This window comes from Alteromonas sp. Cnat2-8 (assembly GCF_022348355.1).
GTDB classification, from domain to species: Bacteria; Pseudomonadota; Gammaproteobacteria; order Enterobacterales; family Alteromonadaceae; genus Alteromonas; species Alteromonas macleodii.
In genome coordinates, this window is sequence record NZ_JAKREX010000006.1 from 364,725 (window position 1) to 382,857 (window position 18,133).

Here is an 18,133-nt window from a genome sequence, read left to right on the forward strand (position 1 = left end):
TATGAGAAATGGTCGTCACTTCGCCCAGTACATTTAGCTACGTTAATGTAACGAGTAAGTTCAACATAATAAAAAAGACCGAGAGTACGGTCTTTTCATTTCAATTAATTTGGAAAAACAAAACAATCTACATATGCAGACTATCTTGAATACCGCCTTGTTTAGGTGAAAAGATATTACTGTATAGGCGAGATGCGAATTCATCGGTCATACCCGATATATAGTCGGCGAGAACGCGCATACCATTGCCGCTCTCACAGGCCTTACGCCAGCGAACTTGGGTGTTTTCGGGAAGTAAGCGGTCAGGATCTGATGCAAAGGCTTCAAAAAGCTCCATAACCACCAGCTGTCCTTTGTATTCAAGAAGCTGCACATCGGGGCGGCGTATTACTTTGTTAAACACAAAGCGTTTGAAAAGCTCCAAGGCTTGTGCAAAATGTTCAGGCATTACGGCGTTGAACGCCATTAACGGGTGAGCGAAACCCTCAACGCCTTTTATTTCAATAGCTGTAATAAAGCTATTTACCAGCGCGCCTATGGCATTTTTCCTTTCGTGATGTGCAGCGCTAAATAGCTTATTGGTTAGCACTTCTATATTGTCTGACAGCCACGGTACATCTAGCGCTTTTAGCGGGGTGGTTACATCCTCGACAAAATGATGCTTGTCGACCATATCCATTACAATGGCATCTTCTAAGTCGTGAATGCCATAGGCGATATCGTCAGACAGTTCCATAATTGAGCAGTCGAACGATTTAAATTGCGTTTTACTGTGTGCATTCAGTTTTGCAGTAAACTGCATAAACCCATCTTTATCTTCATTGCTAAATGGCGCAAGTAGCCAGTCGAACAGGGGCTCATCGCAGCGAAACAGACCTTTTGGCGGATGCCAGTCGTGGGCTTTAACCTGACGAAGTGAAGCAGGGCGCTCTGGCGTAGGTCCTTTACTATGAAGGGCATCGATAAAATTCGGATATTTAACCAAGCCTAACACGCTTCTTCTACATAAATTCATGCCGTGATCGGCGGTATAAGGCTCTAGCTGAGTGATGATCCTAAAAGTTTGTCCGTTTCCTTCAAACCCGCCGTGTTGGTGCATCATGTAATTAAGGGCAATTTCACCACCATGGCCGAATGGGGGATGACCAATATCGTGAGCCAAGCAGAGGGTTTCGATTAACGTAGGATCAAGCGCTAACGTCGCGGCAATATCTGGAAATTTCACCCAAAGTTGGGCAGTAATACCGGTGCCAATTTGGGCGGCTTCTAGAGAGTGGGTTAGTCGAGTGCGATAGAAGTCGCTCAGCCCCACACCGAGCACTTGGGTTTTTGCCTGCAATCTACGAAAGGCAGCGCTGTGAAGAACGCGCGCTTTATCACGTTGATACGGATTGCGATGATCGCCGTCTCTTGTTTCGCTACGGGGTAAACGACGCTCGTGTAATGCTAATTCCCAATCGCTTGTTGCCAAAAAAACCTCGCTGCCTTGCTGTGTATGCTACTTCTTTTCGTCAGTATAGTGATTTAAGCGCTGTTAATCGCCTCGCTCACATATCGTCTTGCGTAATTTCATCAAGACTTAAAGAAAAGCTTGGTACGTAACGCGTTAAGAAGTAGTCTACCTCTTCAGAATGATATTCTTTAAGGGTTTTATCTAATCGTTTCTTAGCCAGCTTAAACTCTTGGTTACCAGCAGCTAATTCTTCAAGCGTTTTTAGGTAAGCGCAAAGTACGTCTGCTGCTTTCACAATAAAAGCTTCTTCTTCACTATGGTAGTGATGATCAATAAGCGCCGCATAGTCTTCTCGAAATGCCTCTGGTGCCATTTCTATTAGCTTGTTCTCTGCAATTTTTTCGATCTTTTTATATTCTTCTTTAATCGCAGGGTTAAAGTATTTCACTGGGGTAGGGAGGTCTCCGGTGAGTACCTCCGACACGTCGTGAAATATTGCCATGGTAGCAATACGATCAGGGTTTAGTGTGCCGCCAAAAAACTTATTTTTTATTAAAGCAAGTGCGTGGGCAACCATGGCCACCTGCAAACTGTGCTCCTGCACATTTTCTGTGCGCACGTTGTGCATTAGCGGCCAGCGATTAATAAGCTTTAAGCGCGCCAGGTGCGCGAAAAAGTGACTTTTATCAGACACATTACGCCCCTTGCTTATACGTTCTAAAGAAGTTGCCAATACGATGTAGTGCAGGCACTAATACATCGCTGTGCGGTAAAAATACTAATCGAAAGTATGTGCCTTCGGTCAGGTTAAACGCGCGACCGTGTACCAGCAGAATTTTTTCAGAGCTTAATAAGTCCAGCACCATTTGTTCGTCGTTTTGAATGTTGAATTTCTTCTCATCCACTTTAGCGAAACAATACATGGCACCTTTAGGTTTAACGCACGAAATACCGTCAATGCCGTTTAGCATATCTGTAGTCACGTCGCGCTGAATGCGAAGACGCCCGTTTTCTTTCACCAAGTCGTCAATGCTTTGATAGCCGCCTAACGCAGTTTGAATAGCACTTTGACACGGTACGTTAGCGCACATCCGCATGGAAGACAGAATATTAAGCCCTTCAATATAGTCCGACGCCAGGCGCTTATTGCCGCTGACAACTAGCCAACCTGAACGAAAGCCCGCCACACGGTAGTTTTTGCTCAAGCCGCCAAAGGTAACAAAAAACACATCGTCAGCCAGTGAAGCAATACTGGTGTGTTTTGCTTCATCGTAAAGAATTTTGTCGTAAATCTCGTCGCTAAATACAACAAGTCCGTGTTCGCGGGCGACTTCAACCACATCTTGTAAAAGGGCTTTGTCGTAAACTGCGCCGGTTGGGTTGTTAGGGTTGATCAGTACGATCGCGCGAGTTTTACTGGTGATTTTACTTTTTATGTCGTCAATATCTGGGAACCAGCCTGCTTGCTCGTCGCAGCGATAATGAACGGGTGAACCTGACGAGAGGCTAACTGCTGCTGTCCAAAGCGGGTAGTCAGGGCTTGGAATAAGCACTTCATCGCCATGATTAAGTAGCGCCTGCATTGCCATCATAATTAACTCAGATACGCCGTTACCAATATAAACGTCGTCTACACGGATGTCTTTAATGTTGCGCTGCTGGTAGTACTGCATCACGGCCACACGGGCAGCATAAATTCCTGTCGAGTCTGAATATCCTTGAGACGTAGGCAGGTTATGAATAACGTCTTTTACGATATCGTCAGGGGCTTCAAATCCAAATGGGGCAGGGTTACCGATATTCAACTTTAATATGCGGTGTCCTTCGTCTTCCATTTTGCGTGCTTGCGCAGCGATTGGGCCTCTAATGTCGTAACAAACGTTATCTAATTTATGTGAGCGAGATACAGTTTTCATGGTCTATCTGGTTGATTTACATACCCTGAGATTATCGCAATACAAAGCCATATGCGATGGCCTTTTTGCAGTATTTCTGCTTTAAGCACTACTTTTTTCACCAAGTGGCTATTTATTGACCACATAACGAGATGAATGATCCGCTTGTCACTTAAATATAAAATTTATGTTAATAGCTTGTGAACTTTTCATTCAGCGCCTATCGTAGTAGTAAGGCGTGTATAAAAAACGCGTTAGTAACAAACAGGCTAACAAGCAGAGGTGATAAGAATATGTCGCACCATTTCAAAGAAACACCAGAGAATGCAATCACGCAAAGTGGTATAGCACGCGTTATTCCCTGTAAAGAATTAGACGTTGGCGACCCTATAAAATGGTTGTCATTGGCATTACGAGACGCTATGCGCGCACCAGGTCTCACATTGTTTTATGGCGTTCTTTTCGCGGTTATTCCGTGGTTCATTATGTACTTGGTTGAAATGACAGGTTGGCACTTAGTTATTTTACCCGCCATTGTTTGCTTTATGTTGGTAGGTCCATTTTTGGCTGCTGGTCTTTATGATGTGAGCTGGGAAATGGAGAAAGGCCATAAGCCCACGTTACGCCATTCTTTGCGTGCAATGCGCAGAAATGCGTTTAACGAGTGGGGCTTTGCCATTTTACTTATGGTGATGATGATATTCTGGTTGCGTGTTGCATCGCTAATCCATGCACTTTATCCGCCTTATATCGAAAACGATTTAGAAAGCTTATTACCATTTTTAGCACTAGGCACAATTGTTGGTGCGGGTTTTACATTGGCCATGCTTTTCATTACGGCGTTTACCCAACCAATTTTGATGGAACGCAAAGTTGACCTTGCCACCGCTGTATTAACCAGTGTTAACGCAGTGTGGCTTAATAAGGTCCCCATGCTTATTTGGGGGGCGATCATCTTTACCACCGTTGCGATTGGTTACGTAACCGGGTTTATTGGTTTTATCGTGTTAATGCCTATTATCGGCTACGCGTCATGGCATGCTTATATTGATGCCATTGAAACTAAGCGCGAACGCAAATATGAGTAATCGCCCACGTTTTCTGTAATTTAATTACGGAAATGGTGAGGTTTTCTGTACATTAGATGCGCTTTACCATTATATATTTTGTTAAAATTACAGTTTTAAGGCCCCAAAAGGGGCCTTTTTATACTTAAGTCTTATATTTCTTTCTTCCTACAAGTTCCATCGCTAGATATATTAGTAATATGTAATCTAAATTAATCTCGATAAAACAGTGATTTAGCCTAGTAACAATGGTGTAACAAACTGATTTACCACACATTTACCCCCATTACACAATCATTCAACAGAAAAGTTTTAATTCTTGATGCATAAATAAAGGGCGTTGAGCGAATTGTTGATTGTTCAGCTTTGTTCAACCAAAAACTAAGAGTTTGCCACAAACTTGATTAAAGCCTTTATCTACACATTAAGGAATTAAACATGAAACCAGTTAAATCGAAACTAGCCAACGCGGTAAAAGTACTAGCTGTAACTGCAACCGTAGCATTTAGCGTAAACGCAACTGCCGCAGCACCGCAAAAAGACATTCGCTTTGTAGGCGAAACCCAATTTGCAGGGTTTTGTAAAGCTGTGATAAATGATGATGTTAGAGTACTTCGCTCTAGTCTTTCACGTAACGTAGGTCGCATTGGTGCTAGTCAGCGTGAAGTGTTGCGTATGGTAACGTCTGAAGAAGGGTTGACCTGCAATGGCAGTAGCCTAATTGAGTTTTCAGTTGAGCGTCACGCTGATGCCGTACATGAATACTTAACGTCGCGTAGCTAAGGCGTTGATTGCGGTTACGATAAATCCAGAAAAAGCGGGCTAACTTGCACTCATCGTCAATCACGTTGACGTAAATGGTGAAAACTAGACCCGCTTTTTGTCTTACTTTTTGCTTTAAAATGCGCCTTAATTAGCGATTTTAATATACGTGGCTACACGCGCTTTACTGGTTTTAAACAAACGTTGCGTTTTAAACCTAAGCTTTAGTAGCAACACGTAAGCAAGTGGTACTAAGAACAAGCTGGTTAGTGTTGAGAACACTAGCCCACCAATGATTGCAATGGCCATTGGCGAGTAGGGAGGGCCGTCGCCGCCAATTCGAGTACTCCCCATCGCAAGTGGAATAAGCCCTAAAACCGTTGTGGCTACTGTCATCAGAATAGGCCTGATACGTGTCATACACCCTTCAATTACTGCGTCAAACAGCGACAGACCTTCATTGATGAGCTGATTAATTCTGTCTACCAATACGATGCCATTGTTAACCACAATACCCATCAGAATCAGCATGCCAATCATCCCCATGATAGACATAGATGTGCCTGTAACCATGAATGCCCAAAAAACACCTGTAAAGGAAAACAGTAGTGACGTAATTACAGATGTTGGAAGAATTAGCGATTCAAACAGCGCGGCCATCACAACGTATATCATGCAAAGCGCTAATAGCATATTCATTTGCATTACGGCATTGGCTTCATCCTGGCGAGAGAAGCTACCGTCTAGCGTCCACTTATAGCCTGTCGGCAATTCGATATTAGCTAATGCTTTTTCTATGCGTTCACGAGCTTGTTCGGTGGTGGTTTCACCCTCTAGATTTGCACCAATAGCTAGCGCTGTTTGACGATAGTTGCGGTTAATTTGCGAAAGCTGTGGCACCACAGTGAAATCTGCAATCATGTTCAGCGTTACCGATTGACCCTGCGTAAACCCAATATTGATGTTCTTAAGTTCGCTTAGCGAGGCTTGAATATCGCTGCCAAACTTAAGCTGCACCGCCACTTCTCCGGCGTCACCATAGCGGAATGTACGTAAATTACTGCCGCGTAGTGCCGTAGAGATAAGTTTAGCCACATCGTTTACTTGTATGCCAAAGCGGTTTGCTTTCTCTCTGTCTATGCGTATTTGAACCTCATCACGGGTAGATCCCGTGTCGGCTTTTACATCTTCCAACCCATCTATGGTGGAAAGAATAGGAATGATTTGCTCTGAAATAGTGAGCAAGGTTTCTGAAGATTCCCCCAACAGCGTTACTCTAACGCCACCACCGTTGCCGCTATCCCACTGGAAAGAGGGGCGAGCACGCACAAATGAAGGCATGTTTTCACGAATATCCTCCTTGATTTTTCCTACACTTACGGGCAATTCATCATTAAGCGTGATACCACTTACCGCATGGCCGGCAGTAAAATAGGTATACACCTGCTTAATATGAAAGCGTTCTTGGTTTTCATAAAGATATGCTTCCATTTTATCGACTGTTTTTTCCACTTCTTCTAGAGTGAAGTTTTGCGTCACATGGTAATTAAGCCAAATACGCTCTTGGTTGTCGTTACCCTCATCGTCAGACGTAACCACCTGCATAGGCACAAAGGTCGACGCGAGAATAAGCAGAGCAATAACACAAGTTACGCCCTGGTGTTTCAACATCCAGTTAAGCGCACGACCATAGCCTTTTATGTAGGACGGTGTTTTAGGCGTTTTTACAACAGGGATCTTTACCTTAGTTGTCAGCAAGGGAATAAGTGTTTTAGCAATGAAAAGCGACGCGAACAGAGATATACAGATAGCCACAGCAACGTGCTCTAGGAAAATAGTCACGTCTATTTTTACCCCAATAATATTAGGTAAAAACACTATTGCCGTGGTTGCAGTTCCGGCAATGACTGCAAGACTGACTTTGTTTACACCAATCTGGGTGGCTCGCTTAATGTCTCCCTCTTGTTGGCGTTCTTGAAATACGCTTTCAGTGATCACAACGGCGTTGTCTACCAGCATACCTACCGCTAGCATGAGGCCCATTAACGATAAGATGTTGAGTGTATAACCTAATAGATACATCACACCTAAGGTAATACAAATTGAGAATGGTACAGAAAGCACCACGATTAAGGTGGTGGTAAGCTGGCGCAAGAATAAGTACAGCACAATAACTGAAAGTAACGCACCTAAAAGGCCAGCGTTTAGCAAATCGCTCAGCGACGAAGTTACGCTTTTCGCGGTGTCGTCCATTACAAATAAACTAATGCCTGTAAACTCAGGGTCTTCCTTGGCTTTTTCGATAACTTTCATTACCGCGTCGGAAACTTCTACAAGATTGCTGCCCGATTCGCGAAATACGTTAAAGCCTACCGCAAAGGTGCGATCTAAATGACGTCCTTCGTTGCGTTGAGGGAGCTCGTAAGTCACGCTGGCAATATCAGACAAGCGAACGCTGCGAGTAACCCACATATTTTTAAAATCGTTTACATCGGTAAATTCGCCAGTTGGGTTAACCAGAATTTTTTCACCGTTATTGTACATGTAGCCCGCGGTTAGCGAGAAGTTTGCGTTTAGAAGCTGCTGCTCTAAGCGTGTACCGTCTATTTGGTAGGCCGCCATTTTCTTAGGATCTAAGCGAATAGTAATTTGACGCTTCATGGTGCCGTATAGCTCAACTTTCGATACACCCGGAACACGCTCTAGCGGACGCTTAAGGTTGCGTTCTAGCAAGTCGTAGGCATTTGATAAGTCGCGGTCGCTCGATACGCGAAGCTGAAATATAGGCATATCGTTGGTGTTAAATTTATACACCATGATCCGCTCTATATCGTCAGGAAGTTCGTGGCGAATAGCGTCAATCTTCTCCCGCGCTTCAATACTTTTGGCTTTAAGGTTTTCATCCCAATCGAACTCTACTATGACCTCAGCCATGTTGTCGTACGACCGTGCCCTTAATCGCTTTATCCCCGACATGGTAGCAACAGCTTCTTCAACCGGACGGGTGATCATGGTTTCAATCTCAACAGGCGTTGCATCAGGGTAGGGGATCTGCACTACCATTTCTGGAATGTCAATCCCAGGGAACTTTTCAAGGGGTAATAAGCGGCCAGATACAATACCGAACAGCAACATAGACAAAAACAGCATTCCGATGGTAACGGGCTTATTTAACGCAAAGCGTGCAAGCGAGGCGCCTATACCTGCAATTTTTGAAAGGTGCGGCTGTGAAGCTATGTCTGTCTCGCGTTGATTCGGTTCACCTATTTGGCGCTTTTCAGTATGGGTTTCAGAACTGTTATTAGCGTTGTGAGAAGGTGTACTCATAGTACACCTCCTTTCGACATCGCTCCTTCGTCACTAAAGCCCGCATTAGTGTTAACAGACGTTTTCTGCGCAACGTTTTTCTTCACGTCGAACAGGCTGTAAAGCACTGGCAGTAAAATGAGGGTGAGCAAGCTTGCAAACAGAAGGCCGTAAATAACAGTGATGGCCATTGGCGTGCGAATTTCAGCACCTTCACCAAAACCAAACGCCATAGGCAATAAACCTAGTACCGTAGTAAGTGTAGTCATCACAATAGGGCGCAGGCGGGTTTTAGCAGCATCTAGAATAGCTGTATCTTTCTCTACTCCTTGGCGGCGTAACTGATTTATACGGTCAACTAATACAATAGCGTTGTTTACTACAATCCCGCACAGCATAATCAAACCTATAAATACCACCACGTTTAGCGGCGTATTGGTAAGCCACAACCCGTACACAGAACCTGCACCGGCTAGCGGCACTGCGAACAAAATAAGCAGAGGGTGCAGCAGCGACTCAAACTGAGACGCCATAACCAAATACACCATAAACACGGCAAGTGCTAGGGCAAACTGTAGCGAACGGAAGCTGCTTTGCATGTCTTCACTTTGTCCAGTTACTGTTGCACTTAAAGATAGAGGAAGTTGGGTTTCATCAATGACTTTATTAGCAACGGCAACTGCTTCATCAAGCTTACCCTTGGCTAAATTTGCAGATACCAGCGCTACACGCTGCTGTCCAACGCGGGTGATTTCGCTAGGACCTACACTCATGTACACGTCTGCAACGGCACTTAATGGAATAGGTTGCGCAGAGCCTGGATTAACAACAATGGCGCGCACGCTGGCGATGTCATCTCGCTGGTTTTCTTGGGTTCTTACTAGCACATCTACCTTTCTGTCTTCAACACTATACTGTGTAGCGACACGGCCACCTACTTTGGCCGCAATAAGCTGAGAAACGGTTGATGCATCAAGCTCAAGGCGAGCAAGTTTGGCGTGATGGAAGGCTATTTTAAGCTCTGGGTTCCCGTCACGAATGCTGGTCGTTACGTCTGCAAAATTACTGTAACTGGCTAGCTTGGTCGCAATGGCGTCGCCATACTGCTGTAATTGATTGAGGTCGTAACCCGCAATTTCAATTTGAATAGGCGATGCAAAGCTAAATAGCTCAGGCTCTGAAAACGTTGCCTGAACCTGAGGTTTAAAGGCTAGATGATCGCGAAGGGCACGCTTTACCGCGTCCATATCGGAAGCTGTCGCCGTAGGCTGCATGACAATGTTTAAGCGGCCCCAATGATCGCCACCCTGATTAGGCGCGGCGCTTATAAGGCTACCCGTACCAGACATGGCATAGGTGCGAAGCACCTTGGTTTCGCCGCCATCATTGTTATTTACTGCAACCGCAGCAAGCTCGCTGATAATAGCGTCGGTACGCGCTAGTGGCGAGCCCGCAGGGAGGGTCACTTCTACCGAAAATTCTCCTTGTGACAGGGTAGGAATAAGTTCCATACCTAGTTTTGGTACAAGCATTATCGCGCCAGCAGCAAGAATAAAGGCAGTAGCTAACACTAGCGCTTTGGCTTTAAGACTTACGCGCAGCAGTTTTTCATAAGCAGAAGCGAGAAGGTCAAACCCTTTGTTAAATACCCAGATAAGTGGTTTAAACGCAACGCTTAATAATTTGCTGACGATATGCCATGCACCTATCACCAAGGTGACCAAGGCTGCAGGTAAAAATACAAAGATAAGTCTGAATACCCAACGAACTGGCAGGGTAACGTAATACATAACTTTGCCAAACGTCGACGTAGGAGGGGTAGGCGCTGGTGTAGTAAACACATCTTCGTGGTCTAGCTGTTGCTTTTTCTTCTTATGTGCCATCGCAGGGATAAGTGTGAGTGCAACAACAAGCGATGCTGCCAAAGCGAACGACACGGTTAACGCTTGATCTTTAAACAGCTGACCTGCAATACCTTCTACAAATATTAGCGGCACAAACACGGCCATAGTGGTCAGTGTCGAAGCCACAATTGCGCCAGAGACTTCTTTTGTGCCTTCACTGGCGGCAGATGCCTCAGTGTCTGTGGCTTCTGCCGTCGTTTTTTCATTAGCTGTAGCGTTATCACTTCCAGCCATTTTTAACTTCTTATGGCGATCGATATTTTCAAGCACAACAATGCTGTTATCTACTAATAATCCAACAGCCAGCGCGATACCACCTAAGCTCATCATGTTTAAGCTTATGTCGTTGGCATACATTAGATTAAAGGTGGCAATTACTGATACCGGAATAGAAACCGAGATAATAACGGTAGCCCAGAAGTCTTTAAGAAAAAGATACAGCACTAACATGGCTAAAATACCGCCCATCACTGCCGCTGATTTTACGTTATCTATAGCTTGCTTAATGAACACGCTTTGGTCATAAATTTCGCTAAGCGTGTAGTTTGAAGGCAAGTTGTTGTTGACCTCATTTAACCGGTTAGCCACTTTTTGCGCAACGTTAACCGCATTAGCATCGCCTTCTTTATAAATGGCAATTTCAATGCCTTCATTGCCGTTAAAGCGCGTTACCACATCACGATCTTTATAAGCACTCTCAACCGTTGCCACGTCTTTAAGTTGAATGTTTCTGCCTTCAAAACGCCCAATGAAAAGGTTTTCGATATCGCTCAGTGTTTCAAACTGATTGAGGGTTCTGACCAAAAACGCTTGGGCTGCGTTATCAATTCGACCGCCGGCCGCGTTAATGTTTTCGGCACTGACCCGGTCAATAATTCGGGTAATGGGAATAGACAGCTGACTGGCTTTCTGCTGGTCGATAAGAATGTGTATCTCGTTTTCTAAACCACCGCCAACGCGCACGGCTGCCACACCTTCTACCGACTCTAAAGCTCGTTTTACTTGCTGTTCGGCATATAAACGTAATCGCTTCATTTGCGCTACGCTTAAACTTGACGTATCGCTTTGTGCCGTCAGCCCCAGTTTAATTACTGGGTCTAAACTTGGGTTAAAACGAAGGAGCCTTGGCTTTTCTATATCAAGGGGAAGTTGTAATACATCAAGTTTCTCGCGCACTTCTAAGCTCGCGAAATCCATGTCAGTACCCCATGCAAATGAAAGCACTACGTCAGACTGGCCTGCACGCGATGTGGACGTGACTTTACGTACGCCTTTTACTACGCCAATGGCTTCTTCAATGGGCTTTGAAACCAGTTGTTCGACTTCGCCTGGCGCTGCACCGTCGTAGTCAGTACGAATGGTGAGAGTAGGGTAAGATAAGTCAGGCAGTAGGTTAACCGACAGTCTGCCTAACGACACCATACCAAATAGCAATACCGCAAAAGTGAACATACTAACGGCAACAGGGCGCTTTACAGCAATATCTACAATACGCATTGTGTGAGTTCCTTGTTAGGCCGAATTAGCTGTTAACTACTTCAACAGGGGCGCTGTCTTTCAAGTTTTGGTGGCCTGCAGTAACCACTTCTTCATTACCGTTTAAACCATTAATAACTTCAACGACTTCGTTGTTTTCAAAGCCTGTAGAAATATCAACTTTTTTAACTTTGCCGTTGTCGACAACGAATACACTATGATTATTATCGATGGTAACCAGCGCTCTACGAGGCAACAACGTGGCGTTAGCATGGGTTGCGTACTCAAGTGACACATCGGTAAACATGCCGGCTTTAAGTTTGTTGTCTTCGTTCGGTACTTTTAAGGTTACTTTGAACGTGCCTGTGGTCGCATCGATGACCGGGCTTATACGTTCAACACTCGCGGTGATACTCCTGTCGCCTAAAGCCGCCACGGTAAGCATTGCACCTTGTCCAATCACTACGTTAGGTAGCTCATTTTCAGGCAGATACACAATGCCTTGAAGATTACGTTGCTGAACGATATGGAACATTCTCTCCCGTTGGAACGATTCAGTCAGGTTGCCCACTTTGGCATTCCTTTCTGCAATGTATCCATCAATCGGTGCTGTGATCGTTGCTTCTTTCAAATCAAGTTCAGCCAAGCGTACAGACGCTTTTGCTGATTCAAATTGCGAAGTGAGCTTGTCGTAAGTGTCATCGCTGATAAGCTTTTTGGAATAGACTTTGTTGACCTTTTCTAGTTCGCTTTCAATACCAGCTAAATCAGCCAAAGCTTTTGATAAGTTCAGCTCGTAGCGGCGTTTATCAAGCTGTGCCAGTACCTGGCCTTTTTCAACATAATCACCTTCTTCTACGAAGATTTCTTCGATAATTCCAGACGCTCGCGCAACCACAAATGCTTCTTCACGGGCTTCTAAAATAGCGGTTGTATCGTAAGTGGACGTAATGTCGCCAGTAACAATGGTTTGGGTTTCAACGGGAATAGCAAAAACGGTTTCTTCAACTTCGGTGGCGTTGGCTTGGTCATTAATGGCATCAGCATCAGAACATGCTGTCATCGAGAGAGAGAGGGCAACAATACCGCTTCCAACAAGTAATTTGAGTGATGTTGGCGAAAACGGTAATAAAGAATGTGATGGTGAAAAAGAGGTGTTGCTGTGCGTTGTAGTTTCCATGGTCAATAACCCTAACGTAGTTGTCGTTATATAATAATGACCATATACAGCAGCTAATATGCCAAAGATGTTAACTAATGTTAATTGTTAATAATATCAATCACTTATGAGTGTAACAAACAGTTTCAACGAAAAAGTCAACCCAAGTGGTTGGCCTTTTCTACTAATGCTTAGCGAGAATCGCTAAAAAGAGGCTGGTTCTACTATAGTTTATTAAACCAAAGTATAGCTTGTAGTGATCTCAACATTACCCGTTAGCATTAGCATGACGGAACAGTATTTTTCTGCAGAAAGCTGCACAGCGCGAGCAAGGGCCTTTTCACTAATGCCTTCACCTGACACTGTGTAATGCGCGTGAATTTTAGTAAATACACGAGGCGGCTCTTCAGCGCGTTCAGCTTCTAATTCACAGTTACAGGCTTCAATGTTAAAGCGCCCTTTTTTAAGAATATCTACCACGTCAATACTTGAACATGCACCAACTGCCAACAGCACTGATTCCATCGGAGATACAGCCTTACCGCTGCCGTCCATCACCGTTTTGTAACCGCTGTCTGTAGTTCCTGTAAAAGTTAAATCTTGATCCCAAGAAACACGTGCTTTCATTGTTTGTCCTAATGTCATAAAAATAAAAAAGGAAGCTGCAAGACAGGCCAGTTTAGCGCTTCAATGCAGCTGTGACATGTGCGTTTATTTGTTAAGGCGAACAGCATCTGGGCTAAGCGTGATTTTCTTTTGCTTATATAACGCCCCTAACGCTTTTTTATACGCGGCTTTACTCACGTTAAAATGAGAGTAAATGGCTTCTGGCGCACTCTTATCTGTTAGCGTAGAAATCCCACCGTGGGCTTCTAAGTCATCCAAAATGGCTTGTTGAAGTGCATCACGGCCACCTTTGTCTACGCGCTGAAGGGCTACGTCCACTTTGCCGTCGTCACGAATTGTTTTAATTACCCCTTCAGTAGCTTGCCCGACTTTAAGTGGCTTAAAGGCATCGCTATGGAAAATAAGACCTAAGCTTTTTTCATTGATAACTACCTTAAAACCTAAATCAGTTTTGGCATAAACCAAGCATTGCACTGTGTCGCCCTCGTTGAGATAGGCACTACTTTCCTTTAGAAAATAGTGAAGCTTGGTAGCACCTAAAATACGCTGGGTTTTATCATCAAAAAAGGTGTGAACAACATAGTACATACCTGGATTAACAGGTTGGGCTTGGTAGTCGTTGGGCATTAAAAGGTCATTGTCTAAACCCCAGTCGAAAAATGCACCAAAGTTAGTGGCAGACACCGCTTTAAGTACCTTAGTTTCACCAACTTGAATCAAAGGTTTCTTCATGGTGGCATAGAGATCGCCGCGCTGATCTGTGGCTACAAATACGTCTATCTGTTGTCCTTCTGCGAGGGAAGTTTCTACTTCGTCAATCGCAAGGGTCACAGTTTGCAGCTCTTCAGCATCATCTATTTCTATTACGCTGTCGCTTTCGTCGTTGTTTTCGACAAGTGGCGCTAAAGCGTAGCCAAAAGGGTATTGGGCTACCACGCGTAATGTATTAATTTTTCCAATATTTATCATCAGCACTGACTTTTTAAAAAGAACAGGTAACATGATACTGGAATGAACGTAAGAGCTAAACCATTATGAAGTTAAATTGCGATTTAGGTGAAAGTTTTGGTGCGTGGTCAATGCCGGTGGAAGCCGCCATTATGGCAGAAATTGATCAGGCCAACATTGCGTGTGGTTTTCACGCTGGTGATCCATTAGTCATGAAGCAGGCTATTCGGTTAGCCAAACAACATGATGTGGTCATAGGTGCCCATCCAGCCTATCCAGACTTACAGGGATTTGGTCGCAGAAGTATGGCGATTGCCGCTGATGAACTCAGCGCTATGATTCAATATCAAGTAAGTGCATTGAGTGGAATGGCAAAGGTTTGTGGGGCCAACGTAAGCTATGTGAAACCTCATGGTGCGCTTTACAATGACATGATGAAAGATACAGCTGTCATGCGCACAGTAATGCAAAGCATAGCTGAAATAAATATGCAGACGTTAGATTCGCCCCTTGCGCTAATGGTACAGGCTACGTCGCAAAATACAGCGATTAAAGAAGCTGCGCAAGAGTGGGGGCTGCCGTTGTATTTTGAAGCGTTTTCAGACAGGCGTTATACCGATGAAGGTTTACTGCAATCTCGCTTGATCGAAGGTGCCGTGTTAAGCGAGAGCGACGCATTGCTTCAAGCTAAACAACTTATATCATCGGGAACAGTAACGACAGCTTCGGGAGCAACACTTGCAATAGAAGCGGATTCTCTGTGTGTACATGGCGATACTAAAGGGGCGGTGAATATTGCAAAGAAAATCAGAACATTTCTATAAACCTGCCTCATAAAAAACACATTTTACAAGAACAATACAAGAGGCTGTTACCCATTGTTGTGCTGAGAGTGGTATATCTAAAACTAAGTACTCAGAACCAAGCACTGACAGCCGTTTAAATAACAAGGACAGTAGATGCAAGCTTTCGGTCGCATTAAGCGAATAGTTACAGCAAGTGCAGACGCCATTATTTTGTACTTTGATGGCGCAAACCTGGACGACGCGAATAATGCCTGTCATCACATGCTGGCAGCGATAGATAGCAAAAAGGGAAGCGATTCGTGGGCTTGGCTGCGTGAGTGTGTGCCTTCCTATGACAGCCTGTTGATTATTTTTGATATGGCATTAATTGATAGCCACGGTGTATACCGTGCCATAAGTAATCTAAGCGCTGAAGACATGAGCCTGCAATCATTCTCTTTGCAAGCAAAAGAGAATGAAAGTAGCGCCGTGATTGAAATTCCTGTTTGGTACGGTGCGCCTAATGCAAGTGATTTAAGTGTAGTGAGTAAGAAAACGTCACTGTCTATTGAAGAGATTATCGAATTGCACACTAGCACGACTTATAAAGTATACGCAGTGGGTTTTTCTCCGGGCTTTGCCTATATGGGTGATATTCCAGAAGCGCTCAAATGTGCGCGACTAGGCACACCGCGCAAACGCGTACCTAAAGGTGCGGTTGCAATCGCTGACAGGCAAACTGCTGTCTACCCCAGTGAATCACCTGGAGGATGGAATTTATTGGGGCTTACGGCATTCGACATGCTCATTCATAAAAATGAGCAAAGTGAAGCGCGGTTAAAAGCAGGTGATGTGGTTAGGTTTGTTTCAGTTACTGAACAGGAATATAGAGCAGGATTGCAGGTTGAGCGATGAGAATTGAAGTACTCAGTAAAGGATTGTTTAGCCTTATCATAGATAACGGACGGGTAGGGCGACAACGGGATGGATTTTGTGAATCAGGCCCTATGGATAGTAACGCCTATGATTGGGCCAATTTTCTCGCCTTCAATTTAGACGGTACGCCATGCTTCGAAGCGATTGGTGAAATGCGATTACGGGTTGATGAAGATTGTATTATTGCTGTGACTGGCAGGGAGCCCTCACTCGATGTAGATGGAAACGTTAAAGCAACATACCAGAGCCAACATGTACCGGCAGGCGCAACTATTACGTTTGGCAGCGCTCTACTTGGTAGCAAAGCCTATTTGGCAATAGGTGGAAATTGGCATGTGCCAAAAGCGGTAGGGAGTGCATGTACGGTAGTACGCGAACAACTTGGTGGGTTGGAAGGTAAGGGATGCGCGTTAAAAGATGGCGATTGCATCGACATTTCAGCTAACAGCAGAATTAAAAGCACCGCTAGAATGCGCACTCTCTCGCGGCAGCACATAGACAACTATGGTTTTTTAGAGTCTATTCGGGTTATTCCCGGGTATCAGTTTTCGAGTTTTAGCGCTGTTGCTTTACGCACGTTTGAAACAAGCAGCTATACGGTTTCATCGGCTATCGATCGCATGGGCTTTAGGTTGACCGGTGAATCAGTTACTGCCGATATAGAAAACATGCGCTCAGAGGCAATTCATTTAGGTGCAATTCAAGTTCCCGGCGACGGGCAGCCTATTGTAATGATGCGCGACAGACAAACATTAGGGGGTTATCCAAAACTTGGCTGTGTAAGCCCCTGTGATATAAGTCGCTTGGCCCAAGCCGTGCCAGGCGAAAAAGTGAATTTTGTTTTTCAACATGAAGAAGAAGCAAGGGCAGACTGGCTACTGATGACAAGTAGGCGTCGCCGACTACAAGGAGAAATATTGTGACGATTGCGTTTTTAAACGGTGAGTATATGCCTCTTTCTGAGGCTAAAATTTCTCCGATGGACAGAGGCTTCCTTTTTGGTGATGGTATTTATGAAGTCATTCCAACGTATTCTGGTAGCGCAGTAGGCTTCAAGGGGCACACTTCGCGTATGGCGCAAGGCCTTAAAGCTATTGAAATCGCTAACCCTTATTCAGCAGAAGAATGGCAAGACATTTTGACCAGCTTGGTCGAAAAAAACAAAGCATTTATAGAAAGCGGAAACATTGGTGTTTATTTCCACGTAAGCCGTGGCACCGATACAAAACGTTTTCATGCATACCCTAAGAATATAGCACCTACGGTATTCGGGTTTGCTTTTGAAATAGCGCCACCACAGCCCACAGCAAAATCTGAAGCAAGGCCTTTCAAAGTTGCGCTTCAACAGGATAAAAGGTGGCAACGCTGCCATATCAAATCCACATCCTTGTTAGGCAATGTAATGCACTATCAAGCAGGTGTTGACGCAGGCGTTAACGAAACTATTTTGTACAACAGCGAAGGTATGATAACCGAGGCAAGTTCATGCAACGTGTTTATGGTGAAAGACGGATGTATATCTACGCCCCCCTTAAACCATGAACTTCTTCCCGGTATTACTCGCGCCATTGCAATTGAAGCATTTAAACAGGCAGGCCTGGTTGTTACAGAAACTTGGTTTAGCAAAGATGAGTTGCTGGAGGCAGATGAAGTATGGTTAACCTCTTCAAGCAAAGAAGTTGCCCCGGTAGTTGAAGTAGACGGAAAACCTATTGGCACAGGGGAAGTGGGTGACGTGTGGGAGAAAGCAATTAAGGCTTACCACGCATATAAGTTTAAAGCGTAACGAAAAAAGGCCCGCTTAAAGCGGGCCTT

At 44.6% G+C, this 18,133-nt stretch carries 14 protein-coding genes; 6 read left to right on the forward strand and 8 right to left on the reverse strand.

Annotated elements, in window-relative coordinates:
- Positions 1–127: 127 nt before the first annotated feature.
- The 3 genes from MHN00_RS17470 to MHN00_RS17480 all read right to left on the reverse strand — a co-directional run bounded on the left by MHN00_RS17470 (position 128) and on the right by MHN00_RS17480 (position 3,369).
- Positions 128–1,471 carry an anti-phage deoxyguanosine triphosphatase gene (locus tag MHN00_RS17470; RefSeq protein WP_239301949.1) on the reverse strand — a complete coding sequence of 448 codons (1,344 nt, stop codon included), beginning with the start codon at positions 1,469–1,471 and terminating at the stop codon, positions 128–130.
- A gap of 76 nt (positions 1,472–1,547) precedes the next feature.
- Positions 1,548–2,147, reverse strand: a complete 600-nt coding sequence (gene yfbR, locus MHN00_RS17475) for a 5'-deoxynucleotidase (RefSeq protein WP_012519109.1) — start codon at positions 2,145–2,147, stop codon at positions 1,548–1,550.
- A 1-nt stretch (position 2,148) separates the two neighbouring features.
- A complete protein-coding gene (locus MHN00_RS17480; RefSeq protein ID WP_014976750.1) occupies positions 2,149–3,369 on the reverse strand; it encodes a pyridoxal phosphate-dependent aminotransferase in 1,221 nt (406 codons plus the stop codon).
- 272 nt (positions 3,370–3,641) lie between these two features.
- Between MHN00_RS17480 and MHN00_RS17485 the strand changes: the two genes are divergently transcribed.
- The gene (locus tag MHN00_RS17485) at positions 3,642–4,436 is read left to right on the forward strand and encodes a DUF2189 domain-containing protein (RefSeq protein WP_014949751.1); all 795 of its coding nucleotides are present in this window, start codon (positions 3,642–3,644) and stop codon (positions 4,434–4,436) included.
- Positions 4,437–4,853: 417 nt separating this feature from the next.
- A complete protein-coding gene (locus tag MHN00_RS17490) occupies positions 4,854–5,198 on the forward strand; it encodes a DUF3718 domain-containing protein (protein ID WP_014976749.1) in 345 nt (114 codons plus the stop codon).
- 126 nt (positions 5,199–5,324) lie between these two features.
- Here MHN00_RS17490 and MHN00_RS17495 read toward each other — a convergent pair whose 3' ends face one another.
- The 5 genes from MHN00_RS17495 to MHN00_RS17515 form a co-directional block, all read right to left on the reverse strand.
- Positions 5,325–8,504, reverse strand: a complete 3,180-nt coding sequence (locus MHN00_RS17495) for an efflux RND transporter permease subunit (protein WP_239301950.1) — start codon at positions 8,502–8,504, stop codon at positions 5,325–5,327.
- Positions 8,501–11,884 (reverse strand): efflux RND transporter permease subunit, encoded by a 3,384-nt coding sequence (locus MHN00_RS17500; RefSeq protein WP_239301952.1) that lies wholly within the window; start codon positions 11,882–11,884, stop codon positions 8,501–8,503. The genes MHN00_RS17495 and MHN00_RS17500 overlap by 4 nt, the downstream gene beginning before the upstream one ends.
- A gap of 25 nt (positions 11,885–11,909) precedes the next feature.
- Positions 11,910–13,043: an efflux RND transporter periplasmic adaptor subunit gene (locus tag MHN00_RS17505; RefSeq protein WP_039225481.1), complete on the reverse strand. Its 1,134-nt coding sequence runs from the start codon at positions 13,041–13,043 to the stop codon at positions 11,910–11,912.
- A 213-nt stretch (positions 13,044–13,256) separates the two neighbouring features.
- Positions 13,257–13,649, reverse strand: a complete 393-nt coding sequence (locus MHN00_RS17510) for an OsmC family protein (protein ID WP_014949747.1) — start codon at positions 13,647–13,649, stop codon at positions 13,257–13,259.
- 84 nt (positions 13,650–13,733) lie between these two features.
- Positions 13,734–14,618 carry a S1-like domain-containing RNA-binding protein gene (locus tag MHN00_RS17515; protein ID WP_239301953.1) on the reverse strand — a complete coding sequence of 295 codons (885 nt, stop codon included), beginning with the start codon at positions 14,616–14,618 and terminating at the stop codon, positions 13,734–13,736.
- A 65-nt stretch (positions 14,619–14,683) separates the two neighbouring features.
- Between MHN00_RS17515 and MHN00_RS17520 the strand changes: the two genes are divergently transcribed.
- From MHN00_RS17520 to MHN00_RS17535, 4 genes are all read left to right on the forward strand, one after another.
- Positions 14,684–15,421 (forward strand): 5-oxoprolinase subunit PxpA, encoded by a 738-nt coding sequence (locus tag MHN00_RS17520; RefSeq protein WP_239301954.1) that lies wholly within the window; start codon positions 14,684–14,686, stop codon positions 15,419–15,421.
- 135 nt (positions 15,422–15,556) lie between these two features.
- On the forward strand, positions 15,557–16,297 hold the full coding sequence (gene pxpB, locus MHN00_RS17525; RefSeq protein ID WP_014949744.1) for a 5-oxoprolinase subunit PxpB: 741 nt from the start codon (positions 15,557–15,559) through the stop codon (positions 16,295–16,297).
- Positions 16,294–17,241, forward strand: coding sequence for a biotin-dependent carboxyltransferase family protein (locus MHN00_RS17530; protein ID WP_061485996.1), 948 nt, complete (start codon positions 16,294–16,296; stop codon positions 17,239–17,241). Before pxpB ends, MHN00_RS17530 begins: the two co-directional genes overlap by 4 nt.
- Positions 17,238–18,104: a D-amino acid aminotransferase gene (locus MHN00_RS17535; RefSeq protein ID WP_014949742.1), complete on the forward strand. Its 867-nt coding sequence runs from the start codon at positions 17,238–17,240 to the stop codon at positions 18,102–18,104. The genes MHN00_RS17530 and MHN00_RS17535 overlap by 4 nt, the downstream gene beginning before the upstream one ends.
- Positions 18,105–18,133: the final 29 nt, after the last annotated feature.

Excerpts from the sequence above, each read along its gene's own strand:
- MHN00_RS17515 (WP_239301953.1), bottom strand. The coding sequence starts at position 14,618 with ATGATAAATATTGGAAAAATTAATACATTACGCGTGGTAGCCCAATAC.
- MHN00_RS17495 (WP_239301950.1), bottom strand. The coding sequence starts at position 8,504 with ATGAGTACACCTTCTCACAACGCTAATAACAGTTCTGAAACCCATACT.
- MHN00_RS17510 (WP_014949747.1), bottom strand. The coding sequence starts at position 13,649 with ATGAAAGCACGTGTTTCTTGGGATCAAGATTTAACTTTTACAGGAACT.
- MHN00_RS17490 (WP_014976749.1), top strand. The coding sequence starts at position 4,854 with ATGAAACCAGTTAAATCGAAACTAGCCAACGCGGTAAAAGTACTAGCT.
- MHN00_RS17480 (WP_014976750.1), bottom strand. The coding sequence starts at position 3,369 with ATGAAAACTGTATCTCGCTCACATAAATTAGATAACGTTTGTTACGAC.
- MHN00_RS17500 (WP_239301952.1), bottom strand. The coding sequence starts at position 11,884 with ATGCGTATTGTAGATATTGCTGTAAAGCGCCCTGTTGCCGTTAGTATG.
- MHN00_RS17505 (WP_039225481.1), bottom strand. The coding sequence starts at position 13,043 with ATGGAAACTACAACGCACAGCAACACCTCTTTTTCACCATCACATTCT.
- pxpB (WP_014949744.1), top strand. The coding sequence starts at position 15,557 with ATGCAAGCTTTCGGTCGCATTAAGCGAATAGTTACAGCAAGTGCAGAC.
- MHN00_RS17485 (WP_014949751.1), top strand. The coding sequence starts at position 3,642 with ATGTCGCACCATTTCAAAGAAACACCAGAGAATGCAATCACGCAAAGT.
- MHN00_RS17530 (WP_061485996.1), top strand. The coding sequence starts at position 16,294 with ATGAGAATTGAAGTACTCAGTAAAGGATTGTTTAGCCTTATCATAGAT.
- MHN00_RS17520 (WP_239301954.1), top strand. The coding sequence starts at position 14,684 with ATGAAGTTAAATTGCGATTTAGGTGAAAGTTTTGGTGCGTGGTCAATG.